The organism is Bacteroidales bacterium MB20-C3-3 (genome assembly GCA_035609245.1).
GTDB lineage: Bacteria > Bacteroidota > Bacteroidia > Bacteroidales > UBA932 > Bact-08.
Genome location: CP141202.1, coordinates 1,030,702 through 1,054,719, shown reverse-complemented (window position 1 = coordinate 1,054,719; position 24,018 = coordinate 1,030,702). Strand labels below are relative to the sequence as shown.

General features: G+C 39.4%; 21 protein-coding genes. 7 read left to right on the top strand and 14 right to left on the bottom strand.

What is annotated here, in order from left to right; genetic code table 11:
- Positions 1-20 precede the first annotated feature (20 nt).
- Entirely contained in the window at positions 21-2,219 is a 2,199-nt protein-coding gene (recQ, locus tag U5907_04775; protein WRQ33963.1) for a DNA helicase RecQ, read from the top strand.
- A gap of 11 nt (positions 2,220-2,230) precedes the next feature.
- On the opposite strand, the gene U5907_04770 is transcribed toward recQ, so the two are convergent.
- Positions 2,231-3,733 carry a glutamine synthetase family protein gene (locus tag U5907_04770; protein WRQ33962.1) on the bottom strand — a complete coding sequence of 501 codons (1,503 nt, stop codon included), beginning with the start codon at positions 3,731-3,733 and terminating at the stop codon, positions 2,231-2,233.
- Between the two features lie 78 nt (positions 3,734-3,811).
- Between U5907_04770 and U5907_04765 the strand changes: the two genes are divergently transcribed.
- From U5907_04765 to U5907_04740, 6 genes are read left to right on the top strand one after another with little or no spacing between them, the layout of a single operon-like run.
- Positions 3,812-6,118: a hypothetical protein gene (locus tag U5907_04765; protein ID WRQ33961.1), complete on the top strand. Its 2,307-nt coding sequence runs from the start codon at positions 3,812-3,814 to the stop codon at positions 6,116-6,118.
- The gene (locus U5907_04760) at positions 6,119-6,385 is read left to right on the top strand and encodes a DUF4834 family protein (protein ID WRQ33960.1); all 267 of its coding nucleotides are present in this window, start codon (positions 6,119-6,121) and stop codon (positions 6,383-6,385) included.
- Positions 6,385-8,211, top strand: a complete 1,827-nt coding sequence (locus tag U5907_04755) for an ABC transporter ATP-binding protein (GenBank protein ID WRQ33959.1) — start codon at positions 6,385-6,387, stop codon at positions 8,209-8,211. The genes U5907_04760 and U5907_04755 overlap by 1 nt, the downstream gene beginning before the upstream one ends.
- A 15-nt stretch (positions 8,212-8,226) precedes the next feature.
- Positions 8,227-9,882, top strand: coding sequence for an AMP-binding protein (locus U5907_04750; GenBank protein ID WRQ33958.1), 1,656 nt, complete (start codon positions 8,227-8,229; stop codon positions 9,880-9,882).
- 1 nt (position 9,883) lies between these two features.
- Positions 9,884-10,303 carry a dCMP deaminase family protein gene (locus U5907_04745; GenBank protein ID WRQ33957.1) on the top strand — a complete coding sequence of 140 codons (420 nt, stop codon included), beginning with the start codon at positions 9,884-9,886 and terminating at the stop codon, positions 10,301-10,303.
- 6 nt (positions 10,304-10,309) lie between these two features.
- Positions 10,310-11,887: a S41 family peptidase gene (locus U5907_04740; protein WRQ33956.1), complete on the top strand. Its 1,578-nt coding sequence runs from the start codon at positions 10,310-10,312 to the stop codon at positions 11,885-11,887.
- Position 11,888: 1 nt separating this feature from the next.
- On the opposite strand, the gene U5907_04735 is transcribed toward U5907_04740, so the two are convergent.
- From U5907_04735 to queA, 13 genes are all read right to left on the bottom strand, one after another.
- A complete protein-coding gene (locus U5907_04735; protein ID WRQ33955.1) occupies positions 11,889-12,602 on the bottom strand; it encodes a hypothetical protein in 714 nt (237 codons plus the stop codon).
- On the bottom strand, positions 12,603-13,220 hold the full coding sequence (gene udk / locus U5907_04730) for a uridine kinase (protein ID WRQ33954.1): 618 nt from the start codon (positions 13,218-13,220) through the stop codon (positions 12,603-12,605).
- A 9-nt stretch (positions 13,221-13,229) separates the two neighbouring features.
- The gene (gene asnS / locus U5907_04725) at positions 13,230-14,615 is read right to left on the bottom strand and encodes an asparagine--tRNA ligase (GenBank protein WRQ33953.1); all 1,386 of its coding nucleotides are present in this window, start codon (positions 14,613-14,615) and stop codon (positions 13,230-13,232) included.
- Between the two features lie 64 nt (positions 14,616-14,679).
- On the bottom strand, positions 14,680-16,191 hold the full coding sequence (locus U5907_04720) for a family 10 glycosylhydrolase (protein WRQ33952.1): 1,512 nt from the start codon (positions 16,189-16,191) through the stop codon (positions 14,680-14,682).
- 1 nt (position 16,192) lies between these two features.
- Positions 16,193-17,413 (bottom strand): alkaline phosphatase, encoded by a 1,221-nt coding sequence (locus tag U5907_04715; protein WRQ33951.1) that lies wholly within the window; start codon positions 17,411-17,413, stop codon positions 16,193-16,195.
- Positions 17,414-17,500: 87 nt separating this feature from the next.
- On the bottom strand, positions 17,501-17,977 hold the full coding sequence (locus tag U5907_04710) for a biopolymer transporter ExbD (protein WRQ33950.1): 477 nt from the start codon (positions 17,975-17,977) through the stop codon (positions 17,501-17,503).
- A 19-nt stretch (positions 17,978-17,996) separates the two neighbouring features.
- Positions 17,997-18,572, bottom strand: a complete 576-nt coding sequence (locus tag U5907_04705; GenBank protein WRQ33949.1) for a biopolymer transporter ExbD — start codon at positions 18,570-18,572, stop codon at positions 17,997-17,999.
- A gap of 29 nt (positions 18,573-18,601) precedes the next feature.
- On the bottom strand, positions 18,602-19,012 hold the full coding sequence (locus U5907_04700) for a hypothetical protein (protein WRQ33948.1): 411 nt from the start codon (positions 19,010-19,012) through the stop codon (positions 18,602-18,604).
- A gap of 5 nt (positions 19,013-19,017) precedes the next feature.
- Entirely contained in the window at positions 19,018-19,788 is a 771-nt protein-coding gene (locus U5907_04695) for a MotA/TolQ/ExbB proton channel family protein (protein ID WRQ33947.1), read from the bottom strand.
- Between the two features lie 104 nt (positions 19,789-19,892).
- The gene (locus U5907_04690) at positions 19,893-20,924 is read right to left on the bottom strand and encodes a type I asparaginase (protein ID WRQ33946.1); all 1,032 of its coding nucleotides are present in this window, start codon (positions 20,922-20,924) and stop codon (positions 19,893-19,895) included.
- A gap of 14 nt (positions 20,925-20,938) precedes the next feature.
- Positions 20,939-21,715: a TatD family hydrolase gene (locus tag U5907_04685; protein WRQ33945.1), complete on the bottom strand. Its 777-nt coding sequence runs from the start codon at positions 21,713-21,715 to the stop codon at positions 20,939-20,941.
- Positions 21,716-21,729: 14 nt separating this feature from the next.
- Complete coding sequence (gene dprA, locus U5907_04680; GenBank protein ID WRQ33944.1) at positions 21,730-22,839, bottom strand: DNA-processing protein DprA; 1,110 nt, start codon at positions 22,837-22,839, stop codon at positions 21,730-21,732.
- 115 nt (positions 22,840-22,954) lie between these two features.
- Entirely contained in the window at positions 22,955-24,004 is a 1,050-nt protein-coding gene (gene queA / locus U5907_04675; protein WRQ33943.1) for a tRNA preQ1(34) S-adenosylmethionine ribosyltransferase-isomerase QueA, read from the bottom strand.
- Between the last annotated feature and the right edge of the window lie 14 nt (positions 24,005-24,018).

Here is a 24,018-nt window from a genome sequence, read left to right as displayed (position 1 = left end):
TTTTCGGACACACAATAAATATGCAAACCAGTTCTGAGTTTTTGCACAATCAGCTTAAGCAATTTTTCGGCTTTGATAGCTTCAAAGGTGAACAGGAGGAGGTCATAAGGCACCTCATGTCAGGCAATGATTCTTTTGTTCTGATGCCTACAGGTGGAGGGAAATCCCTTTGCTATCAGCTTCCGGCGCTGCTGATGCCGGGAGTCGCAATTATTATATCACCACTTATTGCTTTAATGAAGAATCAGGTTGATGCAATAAGGGGATTTGTCATTGAAAAGGAGGGGATTGCTCACTTCTTGAATTCATCGCTAAACAAAGCTCAGATTCAGGAGGTAAAGGATGATCTTCTATCCGGACAGACAAAACTGCTATATGTTGCACCTGAGTCTCTTACAAAAGAGGAGAATATTAATCTTCTTAAACAGGTAAAAATATCATTTTATGCAGTTGATGAGGCACACTGTATCTCTGAATGGGGTCACGATTTTCGCCCGGAGTACAGGAGAATTAACTCCATTGTCCAGGAGATTGGTGAGGCTCCCGTAATTGCTCTTACTGCTACTGCAACTCCTAAGGTTCAAAATGATATTCAGCGAAACCTGGGTATGCTGGATGCAAAGGTTTTCAAAACATCTTTCAACAGACAAAATTTATACTACGAAATTCGATCAAAGGTTAACACTGAGAGAGAGATTATCAAATTCATAAAATCTAATCAGGGTAAATCAGGAATTATTTATTGTCTGAGCAGAAAAAAAGTTGAAGAGGTCGCACAGCTTCTCTCTGTTAATGGGATCAAGGCTCTTCCGTACCACGCGGGTCTTGATGCATCAACCAGAGCATCCAATCAGGATAAATTTTTAATGGAAGATGTTGATGTAATTGTTGCAACGATAGCTTTTGGTATGGGTATCGATAAACCCGATGTAAGATTTGTAATTCATTACGATATTCCTAAAAGTCTGGAGAGCTACTATCAGGAGACCGGCAGATCAGGAAGAGATGGAGGAGAGGGTAAATGCATTGCTTTTTATTCATACAAAGACATTCAGAAGCTTGAGAAATTTATGCAGGGAAAGCCGATTTCAGAACAAGAGATTGGCAGACAGCTCCTTTTGGAGACTGCTGCATACGCCGAGTCCAGTCTTTGCAGGAGAAAGATATTGTTGAACTATTTTGGTGAGGAGTATACGGAGGATAATTGTGGCGCTTGTGATAACTGCCTTGTCCCTAAAAAAATGTTTGATGGCAAGGAGGAGGTGGCTCTGCTTCTTGAGCTTATACTATCGATGAAGGAGCAGTTTAAAGCAGAGCATCTTGCAAATATTCTTGCAGGAGTCTCCAACTCAATAATAAAGTCCTACAATCATCATAATATAGAATTCTTTGGAGCGGGAAAATCAAAAGGTGTCAGATTTTGGCTGGCGGTAATCCGTCAGTCTCTTGTTCATCATCTTATTGAAAAAGATATTGAGCGCTACGGATTAATCTCCTGTACTGATGCGGGAAAAGCATTTTTTGAAAATCCGGTTGAGATAATGCTTGCTGAAGACAGGGAGTACGCCGATGGAGAGTCGGATGATGAGCCGGTTGTCTCCGGCGGCTCAAAATCCTCTTCTGCAGGCGATGAAATACTCCTGGCGATGCTGAAGGATTTAAGACAGTCGGTATCAAAGAGGTATAAACTCCCTCCTTTTGTAGTTTTTTCTGATCCATCTCTTGAGGATATGTCAATACATTATCCAATATCTCTTGAAGAGCTCAAGAATTGTCAGGGAGTAGGAGAGGGCAAGGCTAAGAAATTTGGAAAGGAGTTTGTTGAGCTTATCTCAAAATATGTTACTGAAAACGAAATAGAGAGACCTGTAGATTTTGTTGTAAAATCAGTAGTTAATAAATCTGCAATTAAAGTGTCTATAATACAGGGGATTGACAGAAAATTGCCTTTGGAAGATATTGCTGAATCAAAGGGGTTGGAGATGGATGAAATCCTGAATGAAATTGAGGCTATCGTTAATTCCGGTACTAAAATAAATATCGACTATTATATCCGTCAAACAATTGATGAGGATAAAACAGACGATATTTATGAGTATTTCAGGACGGAAGCAGTCTCAGACTCCCTTAAGGAGGCCTCAGACGAGCTTGGCCGAGGCTATACTGAGGAGGAGATAAGGCTGGTCCGGATAAAATTCCTTGCAGAAATGGGCAACTGATTTATTTAAGTCTAACCGCAGTGATAATAAAGCTCTACAAGCTCCTTCATTTTTGAGGGATCGTTTTTAGTCTCACTTCTGATATCTTTATCGTTGTAAGATTTTAATTTCTTTATTACTCCGTCAATAAGTGAAGGAGAGAAAACCCCATCTTTTTCATAAATGGATCTTTTCTTTTCCAACTCCTCTGCAGATTCCCAGCAGGATGCAGGGAGCTGTTCCAGGGATAGTAATTTCTCCTCATGCTTTTTATCATGAATGTTTACATCCACATAGCATCTATCTGCAATCTCCAGAGCACTTGGATTTTCAAAACCGGTCCTTGCCGCAACAACCAAACCGGCTAGCATCATATATATGTCAGCAGATCCATCAGGGGATCTCATCTCAACGGTCTGCTTATCAAATATCATATCCTCTCTAGGTTTCTCATTTGGATTTGCGATTGACAACATATCATGTCCGCCTGTCCATCCAAGAGGGACCCTTACAAGAACAGATCTGTTCCTGTCTCCCCAGCAAATACTTGTTGGAGCTTCCTGGTGAGGAACAAGTCTGAAATATGATGTAGGATTAGTGTTCCCAAAAGCAGTCAGGGATGATGCACACTGCATATACCCTGCAATAGCCCTCTTTGCAAGTATGGAAAGAGAACCATTCTCTGTCATTACAGATTTTCCGTCTTTGACCATTCTTGTATGAAAGTGAAGCCCGCTTCCCGCCTTTCCAATTGTAATTTTTGGTGCAAAGGTTACATCCAGTCCATATTTGAAAGCAAGAGTTCTTATAATCCATTTAGCAATGACAAGCTGATCCGCAGCAGATTCTACCGGGGAGACAAGAAACTCAATCTCATTTTGCTCATATACCTTACCATCTTGTGTGAAATTGCCAACTTCAGAGTGTCCGTATTTTATCATCCCTCCTGTCTGAGCAATGAGGTTCATTGCCTCAGTTCGGAAATGCTCAAATTTTGTAAAAGGTTCTGACTCGTGATATCCTTTTTGATTTACAGCCGGGAAAAGAGGCTCCTCAATATCGCAAACATAAAACTCCAGCTCTCCCATAGCCTCAAAGGCTAGTCCGGTTGATTTGGTAAAAGATTTAGCCGCTTTTCTGAGAGTATATTCCGGAGAGCTCTCCAATGGGGTGCTGTCTTTTGTAAAGTATGAACATAGAAGTCCCAGCGCAGGAATCTCAGAAAATGGATCTGCGAATGCTGTTGAAAACCGCGGAATTACATAAAGATCGCTTGAACCTGCTTCAATAAAAGGGAAGAGACTGGAGCCATCAACTCTCTCTCCGTATGTAAGAATTGACTCGGCATAGTCCAGACTGGTAACAGGGAAGTTGAGTGTTTTCAGCCTTCCGTCTGCAGCTACATATCTAAAATTAATAAGTCTGATCTCTTTGTCTGTAATGTACTGAAGGATGTCTTTTTTTGTAAATTCAGACTGTGGTTTATTGAGATGTTTTACCAGCGGATTAATGTTGTATCGTAATTTTGAATCCATAGATTACTAATGGTTAATGATTAAGATTCGGCAAATATAGTAAAAGGATGATTTAGTTTTTTAATAACTTTGTGGGCTATGTTTCCAAAGAAAAAAGTTTATATAATATCAGCCATCCTGGTTGCATCTGTCGCTATTACAATTATTGCAATTGTTAAGTTGGGAGGTAATAAAGAGAAGGCATCTCATTTTGTGTCAACAACCTGCAGGACTCTTCATGCTGTCCCTGTTGATGCGGTAGGGTTATGGATATTCAAATCGCCATCAGTTTTAGGGGATAATCTAATCTCCGGAAAACATCCATTCTCTTCGTTGCTGGATCAACAGAGTGGTCTGTTCAAGATTGCAAACAGATTGTCATACCTTCTAAAAAGTGATAGTAAATTCTCTTTTCTGGGAAAATCTGATCTTTGCACATCTTTACATTACTCCGGGAAAAACGAGGTCTCTGTTCTGATTTCACTTAACCTTGAGCATTTGGATACCCCTGAGGAGATTGCTCTTCTTGAAAAACTTACAGAGGGTAACAAAGGGACATACAGAGAGTTCAACGGAGCAACCCTTTATAATTCATCAGGAGCAATAGTGACAATACACAAGGATTTTCTGCTTGCTTCATCCTCTCCCTTACTGGTAGAGGCATCTGTAAGACATTTGAATTCAGGAGTCTCGATTCTGGATAACACAGATTTTGATAAAATTGCTTCTGAGACAGAGGTTGAAGACAATCTTCTTTTTGTAAATCATATTCAGATTGGAAAATTATTCTCTGGTCTATCAGCATCAAAATATCTCAAGCACGCTGACTTTGTTTCAAAATTTTCTTCGTGGAGTGTAATGAATGCATCTTTTGATGAGAATCAGATTGAATTTGATGGGACATTTTACAATATTAAAGGTGCGGGTAATTTTGCCTCATCCCTGGAGTGGAAGGCCGATGGAGAATCAGAGGCAAAATATATCGTTCCTCATAATACATTTATTCTGTTGTCGTTATCGCCGGGAGATCTGAATAAGGATATTGATAAAATAAGGGAATACAGAGAGTTGTCAAAAAAACTCAATCAGCAAAACTGGGATAAGGCGAAAGAGTGGTTATCGTCATCTGAGGCTGAAGAGATATCATTTGCTGCAATTCCTTACGGAGGCAGGCTTGAGTGGGTAACTCTGATAAGACATGCAAAGGTAAATCTCTTCAAAAAAATAAATAGGTCTCTTTTCTCAAATGGCACTTCGCTTAAAGATACAATTATCAGGAATGAGTATTCAGGATTAACAAGCGAACTTGTTGGATCACTGTTTCTGTCAAATAAAGAAGAATTCCAGCTCTTATCAGGCGAATGGACTATACTTGGATCAGAGGATATCCTAAAGGAATTTTCCTCAGGAAGATCATCTAAGTTCTCAATGGCAAACTTTATAGATCAAACTCCTGCTTCCGCTTCTGTGTCACCTGGAGAGGCTCCATTCTCATTTACTGTTAATTACACCGGTATTCAGGATACAATCTCAGCTCTCTTTAAAAAGGGCATTTCTGAGAGTGTTCGTGATAATTTGTCCAAAAGGAATCTTGGAATTATTCAGTTTGAAATTAAGCCTTTTGAAAGGAGATCTGATTTTAAGATAGTATTCTATGCTCGTAATCTGGAGAAATTACCAATTCCTCCTGTTGATGAAACAGAAACAGGACCAGCCGGATGGCAAACAGATAGTATAGTCAAGGTTCCTGAAGGTCCGTTTGAGTTAAGAAATTTTGAAACAGGCGAAAAAGAGTACCTTGTTCAACTCAAGAACTACAGGCTTCAGTTGGCAGATAAAGATCTTAAGGGTATCTGGGCTATTCCTTTCCAGACTCCTTTACGAGGATATGTTGAGCAGGTGGATTTCTTTAACAACGGAAAGCTTCAAATGCTGTTTGCAAGTGGAAATATGATTTATTTGCTTGACAGGACCGGAAGATATGTAAACCCTTATCCAAAAAAGGTTAGTAAACTTGTTGAATTGGGGCCAAAAATTTACAGGTCAGGCGACTCATTTTTGATTATGCTTCTTCACACAGATAATACTATTGGACTGTATGATAGAGAGTGCAGGCCTGTTCAGCCATGGACAGAAATTGATGTGGAGGAGACAATCAAGGAGTTTCCAGAGTTGATTGAAGTTAGCGGGAATAGATACTGGGTATTGAGAACCCGGCTAAAAACAAGAATATACACTATTAATGGTATGGAAGTAACTTCAGTACTGGGTAATTCATCTCTTTTACCAACAACACCTGTTAAAAAATCCGCTGGCCACGAGGTAGAGGTAAGAAGGGCAGATGGTGTTGAAATAAGATTAAATCTGGAGACTGGAGAAATTAAAAAACTGAAAAAGAGGAGATAGATGGAAGGCTTTATTACATTTATATTTATAGCAGCATTAATTATTTTCATTCTTTCAAGAGTGGCTCCATTATTGCTTGCCTGGTGGGTTAGGAAGAAAATATCTAATCTTTCAGGTGGCCAGGATCCCTTCAGGGAGGCAGATAAAAATGATGGCAGAAAAATTTCAGAAGTAGACGGAACTATCATTAGTGACCAGGTTGAAAGAGATAAGATTGTAGATAGTGATGTTGGTGAATATGTTGATTTCGAAGAGAGCAAAAAATAATGGATACATTCAAGCGTCTTCTGGCTTATGCCAAACCACACAGAAATTACTGGCCCCTATATCTTGTATTGAGTATTTTAGGGTTACTTTTCAGTCTCGTTAATTTCGCCCTTTTCAAGCCTTTACTTGTTGTTGTTTTTGAACCCTCTGCACTTAGAATTGTAGAAAATAAACCCGATTTTACTCTGTCTCTGAATTATTTCAATGATATTTTTCAGTACTATCTGGGGAATATTATGGTTACTCACGGAACATTAAAAGGTTTGGCTTTCGTGTGTATAATGCTTATATTATTTACTTTTATGGCGGGGGTAATCAAATACTTGTCGCAACGGGTTATTGTAAGAGTAAGGGTTACCATTATGCAAAGGATCAGAGAAGATCTCTTCAGAAAAATATCATCTCTGCATATAGGTTATTTTACCAATAAAAGAAAAGGGGATATTCTCTCCAGTATTTCAAATGATGTAACAGAGGTTCAGAATAGTGTTGCAAACAGTTTTCATGTAATATTCAGAGATCCTCTTCAGGTTGTTGGTTTTCTTGCAGCGCTGGTATATATGTCGCCAAGATTGACAATAGTTACCCTTGTAACACTCCCTGTGTCGGCTTTTATAATCACCAGAATCACCAGGTCCCTGAGGAAAGGGGCAATTGATACACAAATGTATATAGGGAGGATACTGAGTCAGTTTGAAGAGGCAATATCCGGATCCAGGATTATAAAGGCATTTAATGCGCAGCATTATGTGAGAAAAGCATTTTCTGAAACTAATGACGCACATAAAAATTCTAGCAAAAAGATGTTTTACAGACAAGAGATGGCAAGCCCATTCTCTGAGTTTATGGGAATTTCAATAGCCGTTGCAATACTCTTTTTTGCAGGCTTTATGCATTTAACAGGAAGGCTTGGTATGGATTTACCCTCACTTATGATTTATATTGCTTTCTACTGGAAGGTTCTTGAACCTGCGAAATCGATTTCAAACACATACGCTATGATTCAAAGAGGGCTTGTCTCCGGTGAAAGAATCTTCTCAATTCTTGATGAGCCTGTGGCAATAATAAAGCCGGATAATCCGGTTAGAATAGATACCTTCAAAGAGTCAATAGAGTTTAAGAGTGTCAGTTTTAAATACAATAATGAACCTGTTCTCAAGAATATCTCTTTCAGGGTAGATAAGGGAAAGATGATTGCACTTGTTGGACCATCTGGTGCAGGTAAGACAACATTAGTAGATCTTATCCCAAGATATTATGATGTATCTTACGGCTCTATTGAGATAGACGGTGTAGATGTCAGGAACTATGCCCCAAAAGATTTAATTTCTCTAATGGGTATTGTAACTCAGGAGGCTATTCTTTTTAACGACACTGTATTTAATAACATAACCTTTGGAATGGATAGCGTCAAAAGGGATGATGTCATTGCTGCAGCTAAAATTGCAAATGCTCATGAGTTTATTATGCAGATGGAGCAGGGTTATGAAACAAACATTGGTGACAGGGGGGGCAAATTATCCGGCGGACAGAGACAACGCCTTGCGATAGCACGGGCAGTACTTAAAAACCCTCCAATTCTAATATTGGACGAAGCCACCTCAGCTCTGGATACTGAAAGCGAAAGACTTGTTCAGGAGGCACTCACGAACCTGATGAAGAATAGGACATCAATTGTAATTGCACACAGGCTGTCAACTATCCAGCACGCGGATGAGATTGTTGTTTTAAAAGAGGGGGAAATAGTTGAGATGGGAAACCATAATGAACTGATAAAACAAAAAGGGTTATATTCGCACTTGTGCAAATTGCAAACATTTGAATAATTTTCTTGGAACTTGATGGAAAAATCATTGAATAAGCAGCTGGAAAAGAGTTTTCGGGATAACTGGGACAACCCTGCGCTTTCTGACTTCAAAGGAATTACACTTCATTACAGGGATGTTGCCAGAAGAATTGAAAAGCTTCATATCGTCTTTGAACAGTGTGGCTTACAAAAGGGGGATAAAGTATCTCTCTGTTCAAAAAATCAAGCAAACTGGGGAGTTGTCTTTCTTGCTACTATTACATATGGGGCAGTAGCAGTTCCTATACTTCACGAGTTTAAACCAGGAAATATTCATCACATAGTTAATCACTCTGATTCAAAGATCCTTTTTGCTGGTGATATAATTTGGGAACAACTTAATGAGGCTGAAATGCCAAATATTCATGCAGCTATTCAGGTTTCCGATTTCTCAATTCTGTTCTCCAGAGACCCGTTAATAGATGAAACCAGAGAGAGGTTGAATGAGTACTTTGGAAAGAAATATCCCCGGAATTTCAGAGAGCACCATCTTTCCTTTTATGAGGATTCTCCGGAGGATCTGGCAATAATAAACTATACTTCAGGGACAACCGGTTTCTCAAAAGGGGTTATGCTGCCATTCAGATCACTTTGGTCAAATGTTATGTTTGCCAGGGAGGTACATCCACAGTTGAATAATACTTCAAATGTCGTATCAATGCTGCCAACAGCACATATGTACGGAATGATGTTTGAGTTTTTGTTTGAAATGTGTGTTGGTGCTCATGTCCATTTTTTGACCAGGGTGCCCAGTCCTAAGATTATTATGGAGGCATTTGCTGAAATCAAGCCTGATATTATTATTGCAGTACCGCTTATTATTGAAAAAATATACAAGAAGAAACTCCAGCCAATAATTAACAAGACAGCAATCAGAATCTTCCTTAAACTCCCTGTGCTTGATCAAAAGGTACAAAAAAGAATACTTAACGAACTTATAAAAACCTTTGGAGGTCGTTTTAAAGAGGTTATAATAGGGGGTGCTGCTTTTAATAAAGAGGCCGAAGCTTTTTTTAGAAAAATTGGTTTTCCCTTTACGGTAGGTTACGGGATGACAGAATGTGGCCCAATTATCACTTACTCCCCCTGGGATAATACAAGACTTTACTCTTGTGGTAAAGCGGCTCCCCGTATGCAGTTAAGAATTGACTCAGAGGATCCCTTTAACATTCCGGGAGAGATTCAGTGTAAGGGAGACAATGTTATGATTGGCTATTTTAAGAATCCTGAGGCTACTGACTCCTCATTCACAAAAGATGGATGGATGAAGACCGGGGATATGGGAGTAATGGACAGAGATGGATTTTTTTATATAAGAGGAAGATCTAAAAGTATGATACTTGGACCTTCCGGCCAGAATATATATCCGGAAGAGATTGAGAGTATTATTAATAATATGCCTTATGTGCTCGAGTCTCTTGTTATTGACGAGGGAGGTTCTCTTATTGCACTAATTTATCCGGATTTGGAGCAGGCTGAGACAGATGGTTTGCGTAGTATGGAAGAGAGAATGAGGGAGAATATAGCACAGATTAATGAAGAGCTTCCAAATTATTGTAAAATTTCAGATTTCAGAATATTCCCTGAAGAGTTTGAGAAGACCCCGAAAAGAAGTATTAAAAGATATCTATATCAAAGAACAGAATTGTAATATGAATGAAAAACAACTTCAGTTTGACCGCAGTTACCTTGACATGGCACAGATATGGGCAAGAAATTCGTATTGTAAACGGAGACAGGTAGGAGCACTTATTGTAAAAGATAGAATGATTATCTCTGATGGTTACAATGGTACACCTTCCGGATTTGAAAATATTTGTGAAGATGAAACAGGTCATACAAAACCTTATGTATTGCATGCAGAGGCAAATGCAATAACCAAAATAGCCAAGTCAGGCAACAGCAGTGAGGGTGCAACAATGTATGTGACAACTGCACCTTGTCTGGAGTGCTCAAAACTAATCATACAGGCAGGTATTAAAAGGCTTGTTTATAGGGACAATTACAGAATTACCGATGGGATTGACCTTTTAAAAGTAGTAGGAATAGAGGTTGTAAATCTGTCAGAATAAATTAATATGAAAGAGGGAACCAGGAGAGGCCTTTGGCCGGCAGTAGCAGGGGTATTATTTGTAATGCTTTTGTTTACTAGATATTGTGATAGCAATTTATCTCGAAGAGAACTTCAGATTAAGCCTGGACAATGGGATAAACTTATGCTTATCCTTGGGGAACTTGACAGAAATTATGTTGATACACTTGACTATAGTGCAATAACAGAGGAGACAATCCCAATATTGCTTGAAAAACTTGATCCTCACTCTGTCTATCTTCCTCCTCAGGAGCTGAAAAGCGCAGAAGAGGAGCTTCAGGGTAATTTTGACGGGATTGGAGTCCAGTTTAATGTCCCAAATGATACTGCAATTGTAATTCAGGTTATAGCCGGAGGCCCTTCAGAGAGGGCAGGAGTGCTGTCCGGAGACAGGATAGTAGAGGTTGACGGAAAAAAAGTGGCAGGAGTTAAGTTGAACCAGGACTCATTGGTAAGTATGCTTAGAGGGCGCTCAGGCTCTGTCGTTAAGGTTGGTTTTAAAAGAGGAACTTCAGATAATCTTCTGAAAATTGACATAAAAAGAGATAAAATCCCGGTTAAAAGTGTAGATGTAAGTTATATGGTTAACGATACTTTAGGTTATCTGAAGTTGTCAAAGTTTACCAGAACCAGCCATAAAGAGGTTGTGGAATCTCTTTCTGACTTGAGTAAAAGAGGGATCAAATCTCTTATTGTAGATCTTAGAGGCAATACAGGGGGGTATTTAGATCAGGCTCTTCTTCTTTCAAATGAGTTTCTGAGCAAAGGGAATTTGATTGTTTACATGGAGGGACTCCACAGAAAAAGAGAAGATTATTTTGCAGATGGAAGGGGTAAATTTAAGGATCTTGGCCTTAAGGTGCTTATAGATGAGGGATCTGCATCATCAAGTGAGATTTTTGCCGGAGCAATACAGGATAATGACAGAGGTGTTATTATAGGAAGGAGATCATTTGGAAAAGGGTTGGTTCAGGAACCAATATATTTTTCTGACAAATCAGGAATAAGGCTTACAGTGGCAAGATTCTATACCCCTACAGGCAGGTCAATTCAAAAACCATACGGGAGTGATTACAGAAACGATATAATTGAAAGATACAGACACGGCGAATTAACTTCTGCGGATAGCATAAGACAGAATGATTCACTTAAATATACAACACCCGGAGGGAAAATAGTATACGGAGGGGGAGGAATTACTCCTGATGTTTTTGTCCCTCTCGACACAACAGGTATAACTGATTTTCTTATCAAGAGTAACGAACAGGGGTTAGTATTCAGATTTTCTTCGGAGATTGCAGACCAGTACAGAGCAGAATTGAGGGGCATTAATGATTATATCTCTTTAATTAAATTTCTTGAATCAAAAAATCTTGAGAAGCGTTTTCTCGATTATGCATCCGGTAAAGGAGTTGTTCCAAAACCTGAAGATTGGAAACTTTCAGGAGATATTTTGATTACTCAGCTTAAAGCGCTGGTTGGGAGATACTCTCCATTAGACGATAAAGCATATTATCCAATAATATCTAAGATAGATAATGTAATCCAGGCTGCGTCCAGATAATTTACTGAGCAATAAACCTATACACGATTTCTCCTGTCTGTTTTTCAGGAGCAGTTGAGGATCTGGTGAATCTTGATGATGTGGCGGCCCTTACAGCGTATTCCCTTATACACTGATCTTTTGCTGATGCATTTTCAATAACAGATGCACCTGTCACATAACCATTTCTGTTAACTATTATTGCGACTGACACATCACCTCCTGCAACACATTTGTAAACAGGAATGGGCATTGAAACTGATTTTCTCCCTTCAAGGGAATATGATACAACAGATGGCCCTTTATAGGCTTCGCTTTTATTCTCCTTCTTAGTGTTTTCTGTTGAAGGAGAAACATCATCTGCCCCTTGTTGTTTTGCAGCCTCCTCTCTGGCTGCATCTAATTTTTTTTGGAGTTCTCGGGCCTCATCATATACCTGATTTGGATTTTTGAATCGGTCATCTCTTAAATTTCTGCCTCTTGAACCTGCATCAACAACAACATTTCTGACCGGAGTCCTGCCGGCAAGAATATCGTCAAGCTCTTTGCTCACCTCCTCCTTTATAGCCTCCTCTTTTTCAAGTCTCTCTATCTCCTCCTCTTTTGTGAAATCCAGGACAAAAGAGCTCTCCTCCTGAATAAGATAACCTATTCTGGAGGAGAGCAGTACAATCAATAATACGAGATGCACCGCAATGGTCATGTACAACCCGGCATTATTGTCTTTCTTAAACATCTATCTTTTAGTTAAAGCCTTTTCAATTGTTGCCAGTAAAATGTCAATTGCCACCTTGTTATGTCCTCCCTGAGGGATAATTATATCGGCATACCTTTTACTCGGTTCAATAAACTGAAGGTGCATAGGCTTTACGGTTTTTTCATATCTTTCCAGAACTTTGTCAATAGTCCTGCCCCTTTCAATATTATCACGAGTAATTACCCTGCCAAGACGATCATCTGCATCAGCATCAACAAATACTTTTATATCAAGTACATTTCTTAATTCTGCACAGGTAAATATAAGAATTCCCTCTACGATAATAATGTGAGCAGGCTCTACATGTACCGTTTCAGTTGATGAGCGGGAACAGGTAAGGTATGAATATATAGGCTGCTCAATGGCCTTATTCGCTTTAAGATCCTTTATCTGTTTAACAAGTAGTTTAAAGTCAATTGACTCGGGATGGTCAAAATTGAGTTCCAGTCGCTCTTCTAATGGTAGATGGCTGTTGTCTTTGTAGTAAGAATCCTGAGGAATTACAACTATTTCACTATCAGAGAGCAACTTTGTAATCTCCTTAACAACAGTAGTCTTACCAGACCCTGTCCCTCCTGCTATTCCAATAATTAGCATAATAGAATGTTAAAAATCAGCGTTTTTTGGTGTTCTTGGAAAAGGAATCACATCCCTGATATTGGACATCCCGGTTACAAAAAGCAGAAGCCTTTCAAATCCCAGTCCAAATCCTGCATGTGGAGCAGTGCCAAATCTTCTGGTATCTAAATACCACCAAAGTCCCTCTTTCTCCATCCCAGTTTCCTCAATTCTTGCCTCAAGTTTTTCAAGCGACTCCTCCCTCTGGGAACCTCCAATTATTTCACCAATTTTAGGAAAGAGTACATCCATTGCCCTTACTGTCTTTCCATCCTCATTCTGTTTCATGTAGAATGCTTTAATCTCTTTTGGATAGTCGGTAAGAATGACCGGTTTTTTGAAATGCTTTTCAACAAGGTATCTTTCATGTTCACTCTGCAAATCAGTACCCCAGTGAACAGGAAACTCAAATTTTACCCCAGATTTCATTAGAATATCTACTCCGTCTGTATATGAAAGTCTTACAAAGTCAGTCCCTACAACACTCTTTAGTCTCTCAATAAGCTCTTTATCAAACATATCATTCAAAAACTTCAGGTCGTCCAAGCAGTTCTCCAGGGCATATTTCACAAGGTATTTGATAAACTCTTCTGCAAGGTCCATATTCTCTTTAATCTCGTAGAACGCCATCTCCGGTTCAATCATCCAAAACTCTGCAAGGTGTCTTGGTGTGTTTGAATTTTCCGCTCTGAATGTTGGTCCAAAAGTATAAATTTCACCAAGAGCCATTGCACCGAGCTCACCTTCAAGCTGTCCGCTTACAGTAAGATTTGAAGATCTTCCAAAGAAATCCTGGGAGAAGTCAATTCTGTTATCTTTATCCCTTGGTATATTGTTAAGATCTAATGTAGTAACCTGAAACATTGCTCCTGCGCCCTCTGCATCAGATGCGGTGATAATAGGAGTATGAAGATAGAAGAAGCCTTTTTCATTAAAGAATTTATGTATAGCAAAAGCCATCGCATGCCTTATTCTAAAGATGCAACCAAAGGTGTTTGTTCTTGGTCTGAGATGACCAATCTCCCTGAGGAACTCCATGCTATGACCCTTCTTTTGCAGGGGATAGGTTTCGGGATCTGCTGTCCCGTAAACAACAAGATTCGTAGCTGAAATTTCTACTGATTGTCCACCTCCGGGTGATGCTACCAGTGTTCCCTCGACTGCAATGCAAGAACCTGTGGTTACCGGTCTCAGAGTCTCTTCGGTGAACAGGGACATGTCAAATACAATCTGGATATTGTTAACGGTAGAGCCGTCATTCAAAGCAACAAAAATCACGTTTTTGTTGCCCCTTTTTGTTCTTACCCATCCCTTTACTAAAGTGTTAATGCCCGACTCAGCCTTTAAAAGCTTGGCTATTTTTGATCTTTCCATTATCATCTAGAAATTTATTCCCGCAAAGTTACGCAAAGCTAGGCAAAAGTCAATAAGTTATATTTTAGTATGATGAACTAATTGCCCTCCCGGGTATGCTTTCGTTTCTACACCTGTCTATTGCTGTAACTAGGTATTTATATTTGTTCTTTTTGCCATTTTGTTTGGTGAGAATTAGCGAATTGCCCTGAACTATTTTGAATAAATAGTTGCTGTTTTCAATATTAATTTCTGCACCTTCAGGAAATCTGTATATGGCAAAAAACTGAGGTTCTTGTAATTTATCTCCTTTGGAAATTTTGTAATTATGTCCCCATTCCAGTTTACCTCCTCTGATTCTTGTAAAAGAGACCGGTTCTGGTGCAATCGAGTCAAGAAAGTTATATACAGGAACCAATGCTATGCTCCTCTGATAATTTATTGCTAGGGAATCTGTAAATCCGTTTGGATTTGAATTTAATGTCCAGCCGGGCCACCAAACATTTCCGTGAACATTTGGTAAAGTTCTGGTAAGCTCCATCTTTGTTTTAAACTGACTTCTGCCAGGGTTTTCAAGATCGGGCTCTCTGAAAGTAGATATATTCTGACCAATATAGAGGTGTCTTCCAAAGTTACCTGCACTCCACCACTCAATTAATGTCTTATAGTCAGCTGCAGGGTGTCCAATTTTCCAGTAAATCTGCGGGACATTATAATCTACCCAGCCATTGTTAAGCCAGTGAGGTATGTCTGCAAAGAGTTGTTCATAATTTGAAAGGCCGTTTGTTTTACTTCCGCTTCCATCAGGAGTGTCTTTAAGATTTCTGTGTATCCCAAAAGGACTTATCCCGAATCTTACCCATGGTTTTATTGCCTTAATAGTATCATTAAGCTCCTTGATAAGAGTGGCCACATTATTTCTTCTCCAGTCCCCCTTTTGCCAGTATTCAAATCCCTGTTTTGCCCCATATTTTACAAATGATGCATCATCATGAAATTCTTCAAAAGCAATTGGGTAGGGGTAAAAATAATCGTCAAAGTGGATGGCATCAACATCGTATCGTGAAACTATGTCTGCAATAACTTTAACGGTGTGTTCTACCGATTCAGGCTCTCCCGGATCAAAGTATAGCTGCTTGCCATATTTCTTAAATATCTCAGGCTTTTTGAAATATAAATGGTCCGGATGCAGTTGCTCCTGATCATTTGATGTTACTCTGTATGGATTACACCAGGCGTGTAGCTCCATCCCTCTTTTATGGGATTCCTCTATCATAAATTGGAGAGGATCCCAAATCTCTTTGGGAGCGACACCCTGTTCGCCACTTAAAAACCTGCTCCATGGTTCTATCTCAGAGATATAAAATGCGTCTGCCTGAGGCCTAACCTGAAATATAACAGCATTAACGCCGGCTCGCTCAAAATTATCAAGTGTAGAGATAAACAGTTTTTTAATTGAGTCTGCACTCATGTTCTTAAACTGCTGGTTGCCCACAGTATGGATCCATGCTCCTCTGAACTCTCTTTTAGGAAGAGATTGACTCCGGGCAACAAATGTGATACCCAGAGCAATTATCAAACAGATAAATTTTTTCATTTTAGAATTCGATTTTCATGCTTCTGAGAATCTTTCTGGAAATTTCTGTATTATCCATCCTGCCTGTAAAATTATAACTCCCAGCTCCGATTGCATAAATTGGAACAGATACTCCTGTATGAGAAGTGGTTGTCCAACCGATAAATGCTTTTTCATTCATCTCCTCATATTTCTCCTCATTAGCTTTGTCAACAGCCATCGATCTCTTCTGCTCTTCAATCTCAGATAACTTAAGAACATATCCTTTTTGCGATCCAACAGTTATGCCGCCGGTTTCATGGTCAGCTGTTACCAGAATAAGAGTCTCGTCGGGATGCTCCAGATAAAACTGGTAAGCAACATCAACTGCATCACCAAGATCCAGCACCTCCAGAATTGCAGCTTTCCCATCGTTTGAGTGTGCTGCCCAGTCTATTTTTCCACCCTCTGCCATTATGAAAAATCCTTTGTCATTATACAGATGTTTAATAGCAGATGATACAATCTGTTTTAAAGTTAGATCCCCCTCCTCTCTGTCAATTGCATAAGGTAAGTCTGAACCCTTTCCATCCTTTTGTACAAGGACAACCTTATCCTTAGACTTTATGGTTTTCATCTCCTCTATTCCTTTTGCAACCTTATAACCACCCTTTTCGATCAGAGTGTAAATATTTGGTTGCATTTTATCTTCCCCGTCCGGATTTACAAATCCGCCACCTCCAAAGAAATCAAAACCACTGGCAGGAAGTTGTCTTGCAATATCATAGTAGCTTGATCTGGATTTACTGCTTGCGTAAAAAGCACCAGGTGTTGCATGATCAATTGAAACACTAGAAAGAATCCCAATTTTATATCCTTTGTCCTTAAGTTTATATGTAAAACTTGTAAGATTATTTTCCTGTGGATCTATACCAAGCATCCCGTTATTTGTTTTAGTCCCGGTGGCAATTGCTGTTCCGGCTGCAGAGGAGCAAGTAATATAAGAGTTTGCTGAGAATGTTGTTACAAGCCCGGTTACCGGAAATTTAGTAAATGAGAACGATTCATTACCAATAACACCTTTTTTATTTGAGAGATAAGCCTCAGTTAATGATATATGTGCTTGACCCATACCATCACCGATAAATAGAAATATATATTTGGGGGTTTTGGCACCACCTCTGTGTTGTGCCTGAGCATTATTTCCGGCAAATATCATAAGTGTCAGAAATATTGTAAAAAGATTTAAAAGTGATTTTTTCATTGCAATATAATTTTTTCTACTATTAATACAAGAGAGGGTGTCCTTTTGTTTAAAAGACACCCTCTCCCTCCTTTGTTTCTACCGGTATTACATTCCAGAAGGCGTAGCCTTTCTGGCTGCATACATTATCTTAAGAGCAGAAGTTCTTCTTAACTCTTGTTTAATGTCTGTAATAATACCCATACGAACATTCTCGTCTGCTTTGATAGAAATTGTCATAAACTGACGGTCTGCTTCGCTTAATGTTTCACGCTCTGCAGCAATGAAGTCGCGGATATCGTCAACTGATTTGAAAGAGTCGTTTAGCTGAATTCTTGAGTCCGTTCCAAACTGTGCCTGTAAATGAGGCATAGGTGAACCTACATAAATATATGCAGCCAAGTCTTTTCTTTCAAGTTTTGCTATTTCAGAAGCCGCCGGCATCTTTATAGCAACCATTCTTTCTGTTTGTCTCATACTGGTGGTAACCATAAAAAACAACAGAATCATGAACACAATGTCCGCAAGAGATGAGGTACTAAGTTCTGGTGTACCTCCCTTACCTTTTCTTGAAAATTTTGCCATTGTTCTTTGTTATTTTTTATTATTTCCTACCTGTATCTTTTGGATCTGCCTCCGAAATATTCTGAGGAATTGCATCTCTTACTATTCTCTGCCTGTCTTCATCCAGTTTCAAATAAATTTTGCCGAAGTTAGCCAGTGCAAACTCATCACGGATTTCGTTAACTGCTTTTACAAGTTCGTTCTGAACTTTTAAATATGCATTGTAACTAGTACCGCGGGTATTTTGTAACGAGATAACGCCTTTTGAGATCGGATAAGAGCCAAAACCCTCTATCACCTTGTCCTCTTTTTCCGGAAGATTCTCATCATTCATCGGATTAAGAAGGAACTCCTTAGCCTTTTCCTTTAGCATGCTCACATCCATCGGCACACCCCCTGCAAGCAGACGGTCTGCGTCGTTGATTCTAACAACCATAATATTACGACGTTTTATCTGAACATCGTCTGTCTTCTGGTTTGGATCCGGCATAGGTGGCAGACGACGCTGCAGACCCATCTCCTGATCCATTGTTGATACCAACAGAAAGAATATGAGAACCATGAAGGCAATATCAGCCAGTGAAGATGACGGTAATTGCTGTGCTGGTCTAGCCATATCTTTATTTTTTATTAATCTGTTACTTATTAGCGGTTTCTAACCATTTTTACAACGCCACCAAGCAGAATTGCAAGGAATGCAAATGCTGAAAGGATGTAAGTTAGTATGAGGCCTGCATCTGTGAGTCTAAGTGCATTCTCAGAAGCCTCAATATTTGTTTTAACAACAAGAGGCTCACTTGACGCAAGAGCGTAGGAGACTCCTATTAATACAACTGCAATTAACAGGAACATAAGCATCTTCTTAAGCCCCTTAGGATTGCTGAACAGCTTGATCATAGGAAGTATGAACGCTGCCACCAATGCTATTGCAACCAGGGCGTATGTGTAATACAGGAAAGAATCCAGCATTGCATCCTGATTGACAAAGAAGCCTATGATAAATACTAATGATACTGCAAACAGTATATATAGTAAATATTTAGTAAATTTTGACATAGTTGTTATTTTTTAGCTTTTACCAGGATATCAATAAGTGAGATAGAGGCATCTTCCATAGAGATTACGATTGAGTCGATCTTAGACACAATGTAGTTATACAGAATCTGAAGAATAATACCTACTACCAGACCACCTACAGTTGTGATCAAAGCCACTTTCATACCACCGGCAACAACGTTAGGGGAGATATCACCGGCTGCCTCAATAGAGTCGAAAGCCTGGATAAGACCGATAACTGTTCCAAGGAAGCCAAGCATAGGAGCTGTTGCAATGAAAAGAGAGATCCAGGTAAGACCACTTTCCATCTGGCTCATTTGAACTCCACCATATGAAACAACTGATTTTTCAACAACCTCAACACCCTCGTCCATACGAGAGATACCTTGATAGAAAATTGAAGCAACCGGACCTTTTGTATTACGGCAAACCTCTTTAGCAGCCTCAACACCACCTGTTGCAAAAGCCTCTTCAATTTCTTTTAAAAGTTTTTCTGTATTGGTTGTAGCCATGTTCAGATAAATAATTCTTTCGATGGCAATTGCAAGACCTAAAATAAGAACGATAAGAATGGAAGCCATAAATCCTGCGCCCCCCTCAATGAACTTAGCCTTAAGTTGCTGGTGAATCGGAATCTCCTGCTGAACTGTTCCAGACTGATCAACAGTCTCAGTTGCGGCTGGAGCGGCTGTCTCCTCCGGAGTTTGAGCAGCAAGGTACTGTGCAGAAATGGTCATGAAGCCAACTACTGCCAAAAACATGAAAAGTTTTTTCATAAATTTTTGAATGATTAAAGTATTAAACAATGTATTTTAAATAGTTATTTGTTTTCTATTATCGCCAAATATCGTGCAATTTAAAAAGAATTTTTTAATTCGCGCTAATTGATTGTAATTTCCCCCCGCAAATTTTCCGATAGTCTCTTTTTAACATTCTGAATTTCATTTTCCTGCCCAAGTAAAAAAAATAATTTTGTCAGAGCCGCCTCTGTGGTGCTGTCATATCCGCTGACGACCCCAATCTCTTTTAATATTATCCCTGTTGAATATGCCTCCATATCTACCTTACCTGCGTGACACTGAGTGACATTAAGAATTATAATTTCTCTGTTAATAGCCTCTTTAAGAGCATTAATAAACCATTCAGATGTGGGTGCATTTCCTGAACCGTAAGTTTCCAGAATTATTGCCTTAATGTTTTTTATTGAAAGGAATGATTTTATAAATTCCTCAGTGATCCCCGGGAAAATTTTTAGAATTGCAACAGATGTATCAAGATTTGTGTGTATTTTAAATTGGTTCTCCTCCGGAGACCTGATAATCAGGGAGTCGTTGTATCTTATATGTATGCCGATATCTGCCAGTACCGGAAAGTTTGCGGATCTGAATGCCCTGAAATTTTCTGCATTGTATTTTGTTGTTCTGTTTCCTCTGTAAAGTTGACTTTCAAAGTAAACACATACTTCAGGTACAATAGCCTTTCCATTATTATCCCTGGCAGCTGCAATCTCTATTGATGATATCAGATTCTCTTTGCCGTCAGTTCTTAGCATACCTATCGGAAGCTGGCTTCCGGTAAATATAACAGGCTTAGTGAGGTTCTCCAGCATAAAACTCAGAGCAGATGCGGAATAGGACATTGTGTCTGTGCCGTGGAGTACTACAAAACCATCATAGTTATGATAATTTTGCTCAATTAGCTCTGCTATCTCTATCCAAAATCCTACCTGAACATCGGAAGAGTCAATAGGCGGTTCAAAGGAAAAGGTGTCAATTTTGCATCCGAATTTTCTTAATTCAGGGACCTCTTGCAAAATCTGATTAAAATTAAATGGCTTGAGGGCTCCTGTTGCAGGATCCTGTTTCATCCCAATCGTGCCACCTGTATAGATTAAAAGTATTGAAGAATTCATCGGATAGGGTTTTCTTATTGCAAGTTAAATAAATTTGTCGCACTATTTGATGTAATTGAAGCAATTTCTTCCACCGGAAGATTGAAAATCTCAGCAAGTTTATCGGCGACAATCCTGATATAAGAGGGTTCATTTCTTTTTCCTCTGTGAGGAACAGGAGTTAACCAAGGTGAGTCAGTTTCAAGAATTATGTTCTCCAGCCCTATCTCTTTTACAGTATTGGCGATATGCGAATTTTTGTATGTAATAACTCCCCCTATACCTGCTTTAAAATCCCCATATTTTCTGATTCGGCTGAATATCTCCCTGCTCCCTGAAAATGCATGAAAGACCCCCTTTAAATTAAGATTTTTGCAATTTTCAAGAACCTTAAAAATTTCATTATAGGAGTCCCTTGAGTGTATAATTACAGGGAGATTAAGTGAAGAGGCCAGGTTAAGTTGCTCCTGAAACACAATAGCCTGCTCCTCCATAAATTCTCTGGACCAGTACCCGTCCATACCTATTTCGCCAATGGCAATATAATCTCTTAATGATGTCTCTTTAAAAACATACTCAAGTTCTTCTCTCCAGTTGCTGTTTACTGATGTAGGATGCAGGCCTGAAGCCGCAAATGCATATCCTTTAAACTTTGCCTCACAGTCGAGTAAATATTTGTGAGCCTCTTTATCAATTGCCGGAAGCACACAGGCTTTTATACCCACCTCCCTGGCCCTCTCAACAACCTCTTGGCAGTCCGGTAAAAAAGCCTCGTCATATAGGTGAGTATGGGTATCTATTAATTTAAACATTCAATTAAGATGATTTATTTGGCTAAAAATCTCCTCCCGGCTGTCTGAACGACAAATCCATCTATCTCCAGCTCCAGCATGGCAGCTGTCAGATCCTTAACAGAAATAGCAGTAATATGGCAAAGTTCGTCCAGGGATATGCCGGGATTAAGTTTCAAAGCTACTAATATTTTTTCTTTAACGGGATCTCCGTTATAAAAGAGGTATCCCGTACTTTCTCCCTTGATAGAATTTTTACTATGCCAGTTCAGAGCTGAGAGAAGAGCTTCAGTCCCTGTGTAAATAGTAGCTTCATTATTTGCAATAAGTTTGTTGCATCCTTCAGATCTTATATCCGTTATTCTTCCGGGAAGGGCAAAGACTTCACGGGAATATGAATCTGCAAGTTCAGCTGTGGTAAGAGCACCCCCCTTTTTTCTTGATTCAACTACTATTGTGGCTTTTGATAATCCGGCAATCAATCTGTTTCTCTGTACAAAATTTATTTTAAAGTCTATGCTTCCCCTTGGGAATTCAGTGACCAGAGCTCCATTTTTTATTATTGCCCTGGCATATGAGGTATGAGCCCTGGGATAGATTCTATCCAGAGGATTTGCGAGAACTGCTATTGTTTCAAGATTGAATTCAAGAGCGCTTTTGTGAGCTGTAATATCAATACCGTAAGCCAGTCCGCTCGCAATAACAGGGGATAGTCCGCTCTCTGAAAGCCCCTTTACAACCATCCTACACTCCTCTGTCCCTCTTGCAGAAGCCTCTCTGGTCCCAACTACAGCAATGATTTTATCACTGCTGATATTTGCGGTACCTATTGAATAGAAAACAACTGGGGCATCCTGGCAGGATAGTAGTTGTTCAGGATAGTTATGGCATCCAAGCAGGTGAATTTTTATCCCCTTCTCTTTGCACCAGCACACCTCTTTTTCTGCGCTATCAAGCTCTTTGCCTGTTATAATCTCCCCTGCATATCTGCTCCCCCTTCCGAATAAGTCCTCCAGCTCATCTTTGTTCATTGTAAACAGAGAGGCGGCTGAGCCAAATGTGTCAATAATCTTTCTTGGCATCTCAACCTTGTACCTAAAAATTGAACTTAGAGCAATTGCATAAATAATTTCATCGGGATACATTCTCAACTTTTTTTATAAAGTTAGAGTTAGTTATCCCGATGAAATTGTCTTTCTTTAAGGAAAGAGATAATTTTTATAAATGATTGGAAAGAAAAGTTCCCTTATAAGGTATACCTTATATTATCAGCATTGCATCGCCGTATGTGCCAAATCTGTAACCCTCCTTCAGCGCTACATTGTATGCCTTCATAACATTGTCATATCCTCCAAACGCTGCAACAGTCATAAGCATTGTTGACTGAGGCAGGTGGAAGTTGGAAATGAGAGCATCAGGAACGGCAAAATTATGAGGAGGAAAAATAAATTTATTTGTCCATCCGTTAAACGGCTTAATTCTGTTTTGTGTTGTAACGGATGTTTCAACTGCTCTCAGAACCGTAACTCCAACTGCAAATACCTTTTTCCCGTTTTCTCTTGCGCTGTTTATATCATTTGCAGCCTGTTCAGAAATTACCATCTGCTCAGAGTCCATCTTATGCTTGCTTAAGTCTTCAACATCAACAGTTCTGAAGTTCCCTAACCCCATATGAAGAGTAATACTTGTTGTATTAACACCTTTTATCTCCATCCTTTTAATGAGTTCTCTGCTAAAGTGAAGCCCTGCAGCGGGAGCAGCAACTGCCCCCTCGTTCTCTGCGTAAATTGTCTGATATCTTTCGGAATCTACGCTCTCAGCTTTAGCTCTTATCCATTTGGGAATAGGCATTTCACCCATTCTAAAGAGTGTAGATTTAAACTCCTCGTGAGTGCCATCAAAAAGAAATCTTAATGTGCGTCCTCTGGAGGTTGTATTGTCAATAACCTCTGCCACCAGGCTGTCATTCTCTCCAAAGTAGAGCTTGTTTCCGATTCTGATTTTTCTTGCAGGATCAACAAGAACATCCCACAATTTCTGGTCACTGTTTAATTCTCTCAGAAGGAATACTTCAATCTCGGCCCCTGTTTTCTCCTTATTTCCATATAACCTTGCCGGAAAAACCTTGGTGTTGTTAAAGACAAATACATCATTCTCATCTGTGTATTTTAGAATCTCTTTAAAGGTAGTATGCTCTATCTCTCCTGTCTTTCTGTGCATTACCAATAGTTTGGACTCGTCTCTGTATTTTGAAGGGTATTTGGCAATTGCTTCTGCCGGAAGGTTGTAATTAAACTGGGATAATTTCATAATTGTATAAAAAA

Excerpts from the sequence above, each read along its gene's own strand:
- recQ (WRQ33963.1), top strand. The coding sequence starts at position 21 with ATGCAAACCAGTTCTGAGTTTTTGCACAATCAGCTTAAGCAATTTTTC.
- U5907_04770 (WRQ33962.1), bottom strand. The coding sequence starts at position 3,733 with ATGGATTCAAAATTACGATACAACATTAATCCGCTGGTAAAACATCTC.
- U5907_04765 (WRQ33961.1), top strand. The coding sequence starts at position 3,812 with ATGTTTCCAAAGAAAAAAGTTTATATAATATCAGCCATCCTGGTTGCA.
- U5907_04760 (WRQ33960.1), top strand. The coding sequence starts at position 6,119 with ATGGAAGGCTTTATTACATTTATATTTATAGCAGCATTAATTATTTTC.
- U5907_04755 (WRQ33959.1), top strand. The coding sequence starts at position 6,385 with ATGGATACATTCAAGCGTCTTCTGGCTTATGCCAAACCACACAGAAAT.
- U5907_04750 (WRQ33958.1), top strand. The coding sequence starts at position 8,227 with ATGGAAAAATCATTGAATAAGCAGCTGGAAAAGAGTTTTCGGGATAAC.
- U5907_04745 (WRQ33957.1), top strand. The coding sequence starts at position 9,884 with ATGAATGAAAAACAACTTCAGTTTGACCGCAGTTACCTTGACATGGCA.
- U5907_04740 (WRQ33956.1), top strand. The coding sequence starts at position 10,310 with ATGAAAGAGGGAACCAGGAGAGGCCTTTGGCCGGCAGTAGCAGGGGTA.
- U5907_04735 (WRQ33955.1), bottom strand. The coding sequence starts at position 12,602 with ATGTTTAAGAAAGACAATAATGCCGGGTTGTACATGACCATTGCGGTG.
- udk (WRQ33954.1), bottom strand. The coding sequence starts at position 13,220 with ATGCTAATTATTGGAATAGCAGGAGGGACAGGGTCTGGTAAGACTACT.
- asnS (WRQ33953.1), bottom strand. The coding sequence starts at position 14,615 with ATGGAAAGATCAAAAATAGCCAAGCTTTTAAAGGCTGAGTCGGGCATT.
- U5907_04720 (WRQ33952.1), bottom strand. The coding sequence starts at position 16,191 with ATGAAAAAATTTATCTGTTTGATAATTGCTCTGGGTATCACATTTGTT.
- U5907_04715 (WRQ33951.1), bottom strand. The coding sequence starts at position 17,413 with ATGAAAAAATCACTTTTAAATCTTTTTACAATATTTCTGACACTTATG.
- U5907_04710 (WRQ33950.1), bottom strand. The coding sequence starts at position 17,977 with ATGGCAAAATTTTCAAGAAAAGGTAAGGGAGGTACACCAGAACTTAGT.
- U5907_04705 (WRQ33949.1), bottom strand. The coding sequence starts at position 18,572 with ATGGCTAGACCAGCACAGCAATTACCGTCATCTTCACTGGCTGATATT.
- U5907_04700 (WRQ33948.1), bottom strand. The coding sequence starts at position 19,012 with ATGTCAAAATTTACTAAATATTTACTATATATACTGTTTGCAGTATCA.
- U5907_04695 (WRQ33947.1), bottom strand. The coding sequence starts at position 19,788 with ATGAAAAAACTTTTCATGTTTTTGGCAGTAGTTGGCTTCATGACCATT.
- U5907_04690 (WRQ33946.1), bottom strand. The coding sequence starts at position 20,924 with ATGAATTCTTCAATACTTTTAATCTATACAGGTGGCACGATTGGGATG.
- U5907_04685 (WRQ33945.1), bottom strand. The coding sequence starts at position 21,715 with ATGTTTAAATTAATAGATACCCATACTCACCTATATGACGAGGCTTTT.
- dprA (WRQ33944.1), bottom strand. The coding sequence starts at position 22,839 with ATGTATCCCGATGAAATTATTTATGCAATTGCTCTAAGTTCAATTTTT.
- queA (WRQ33943.1), bottom strand. The coding sequence starts at position 24,004 with ATGAAATTATCCCAGTTTAATTACAACCTTCCGGCAGAAGCAATTGCC.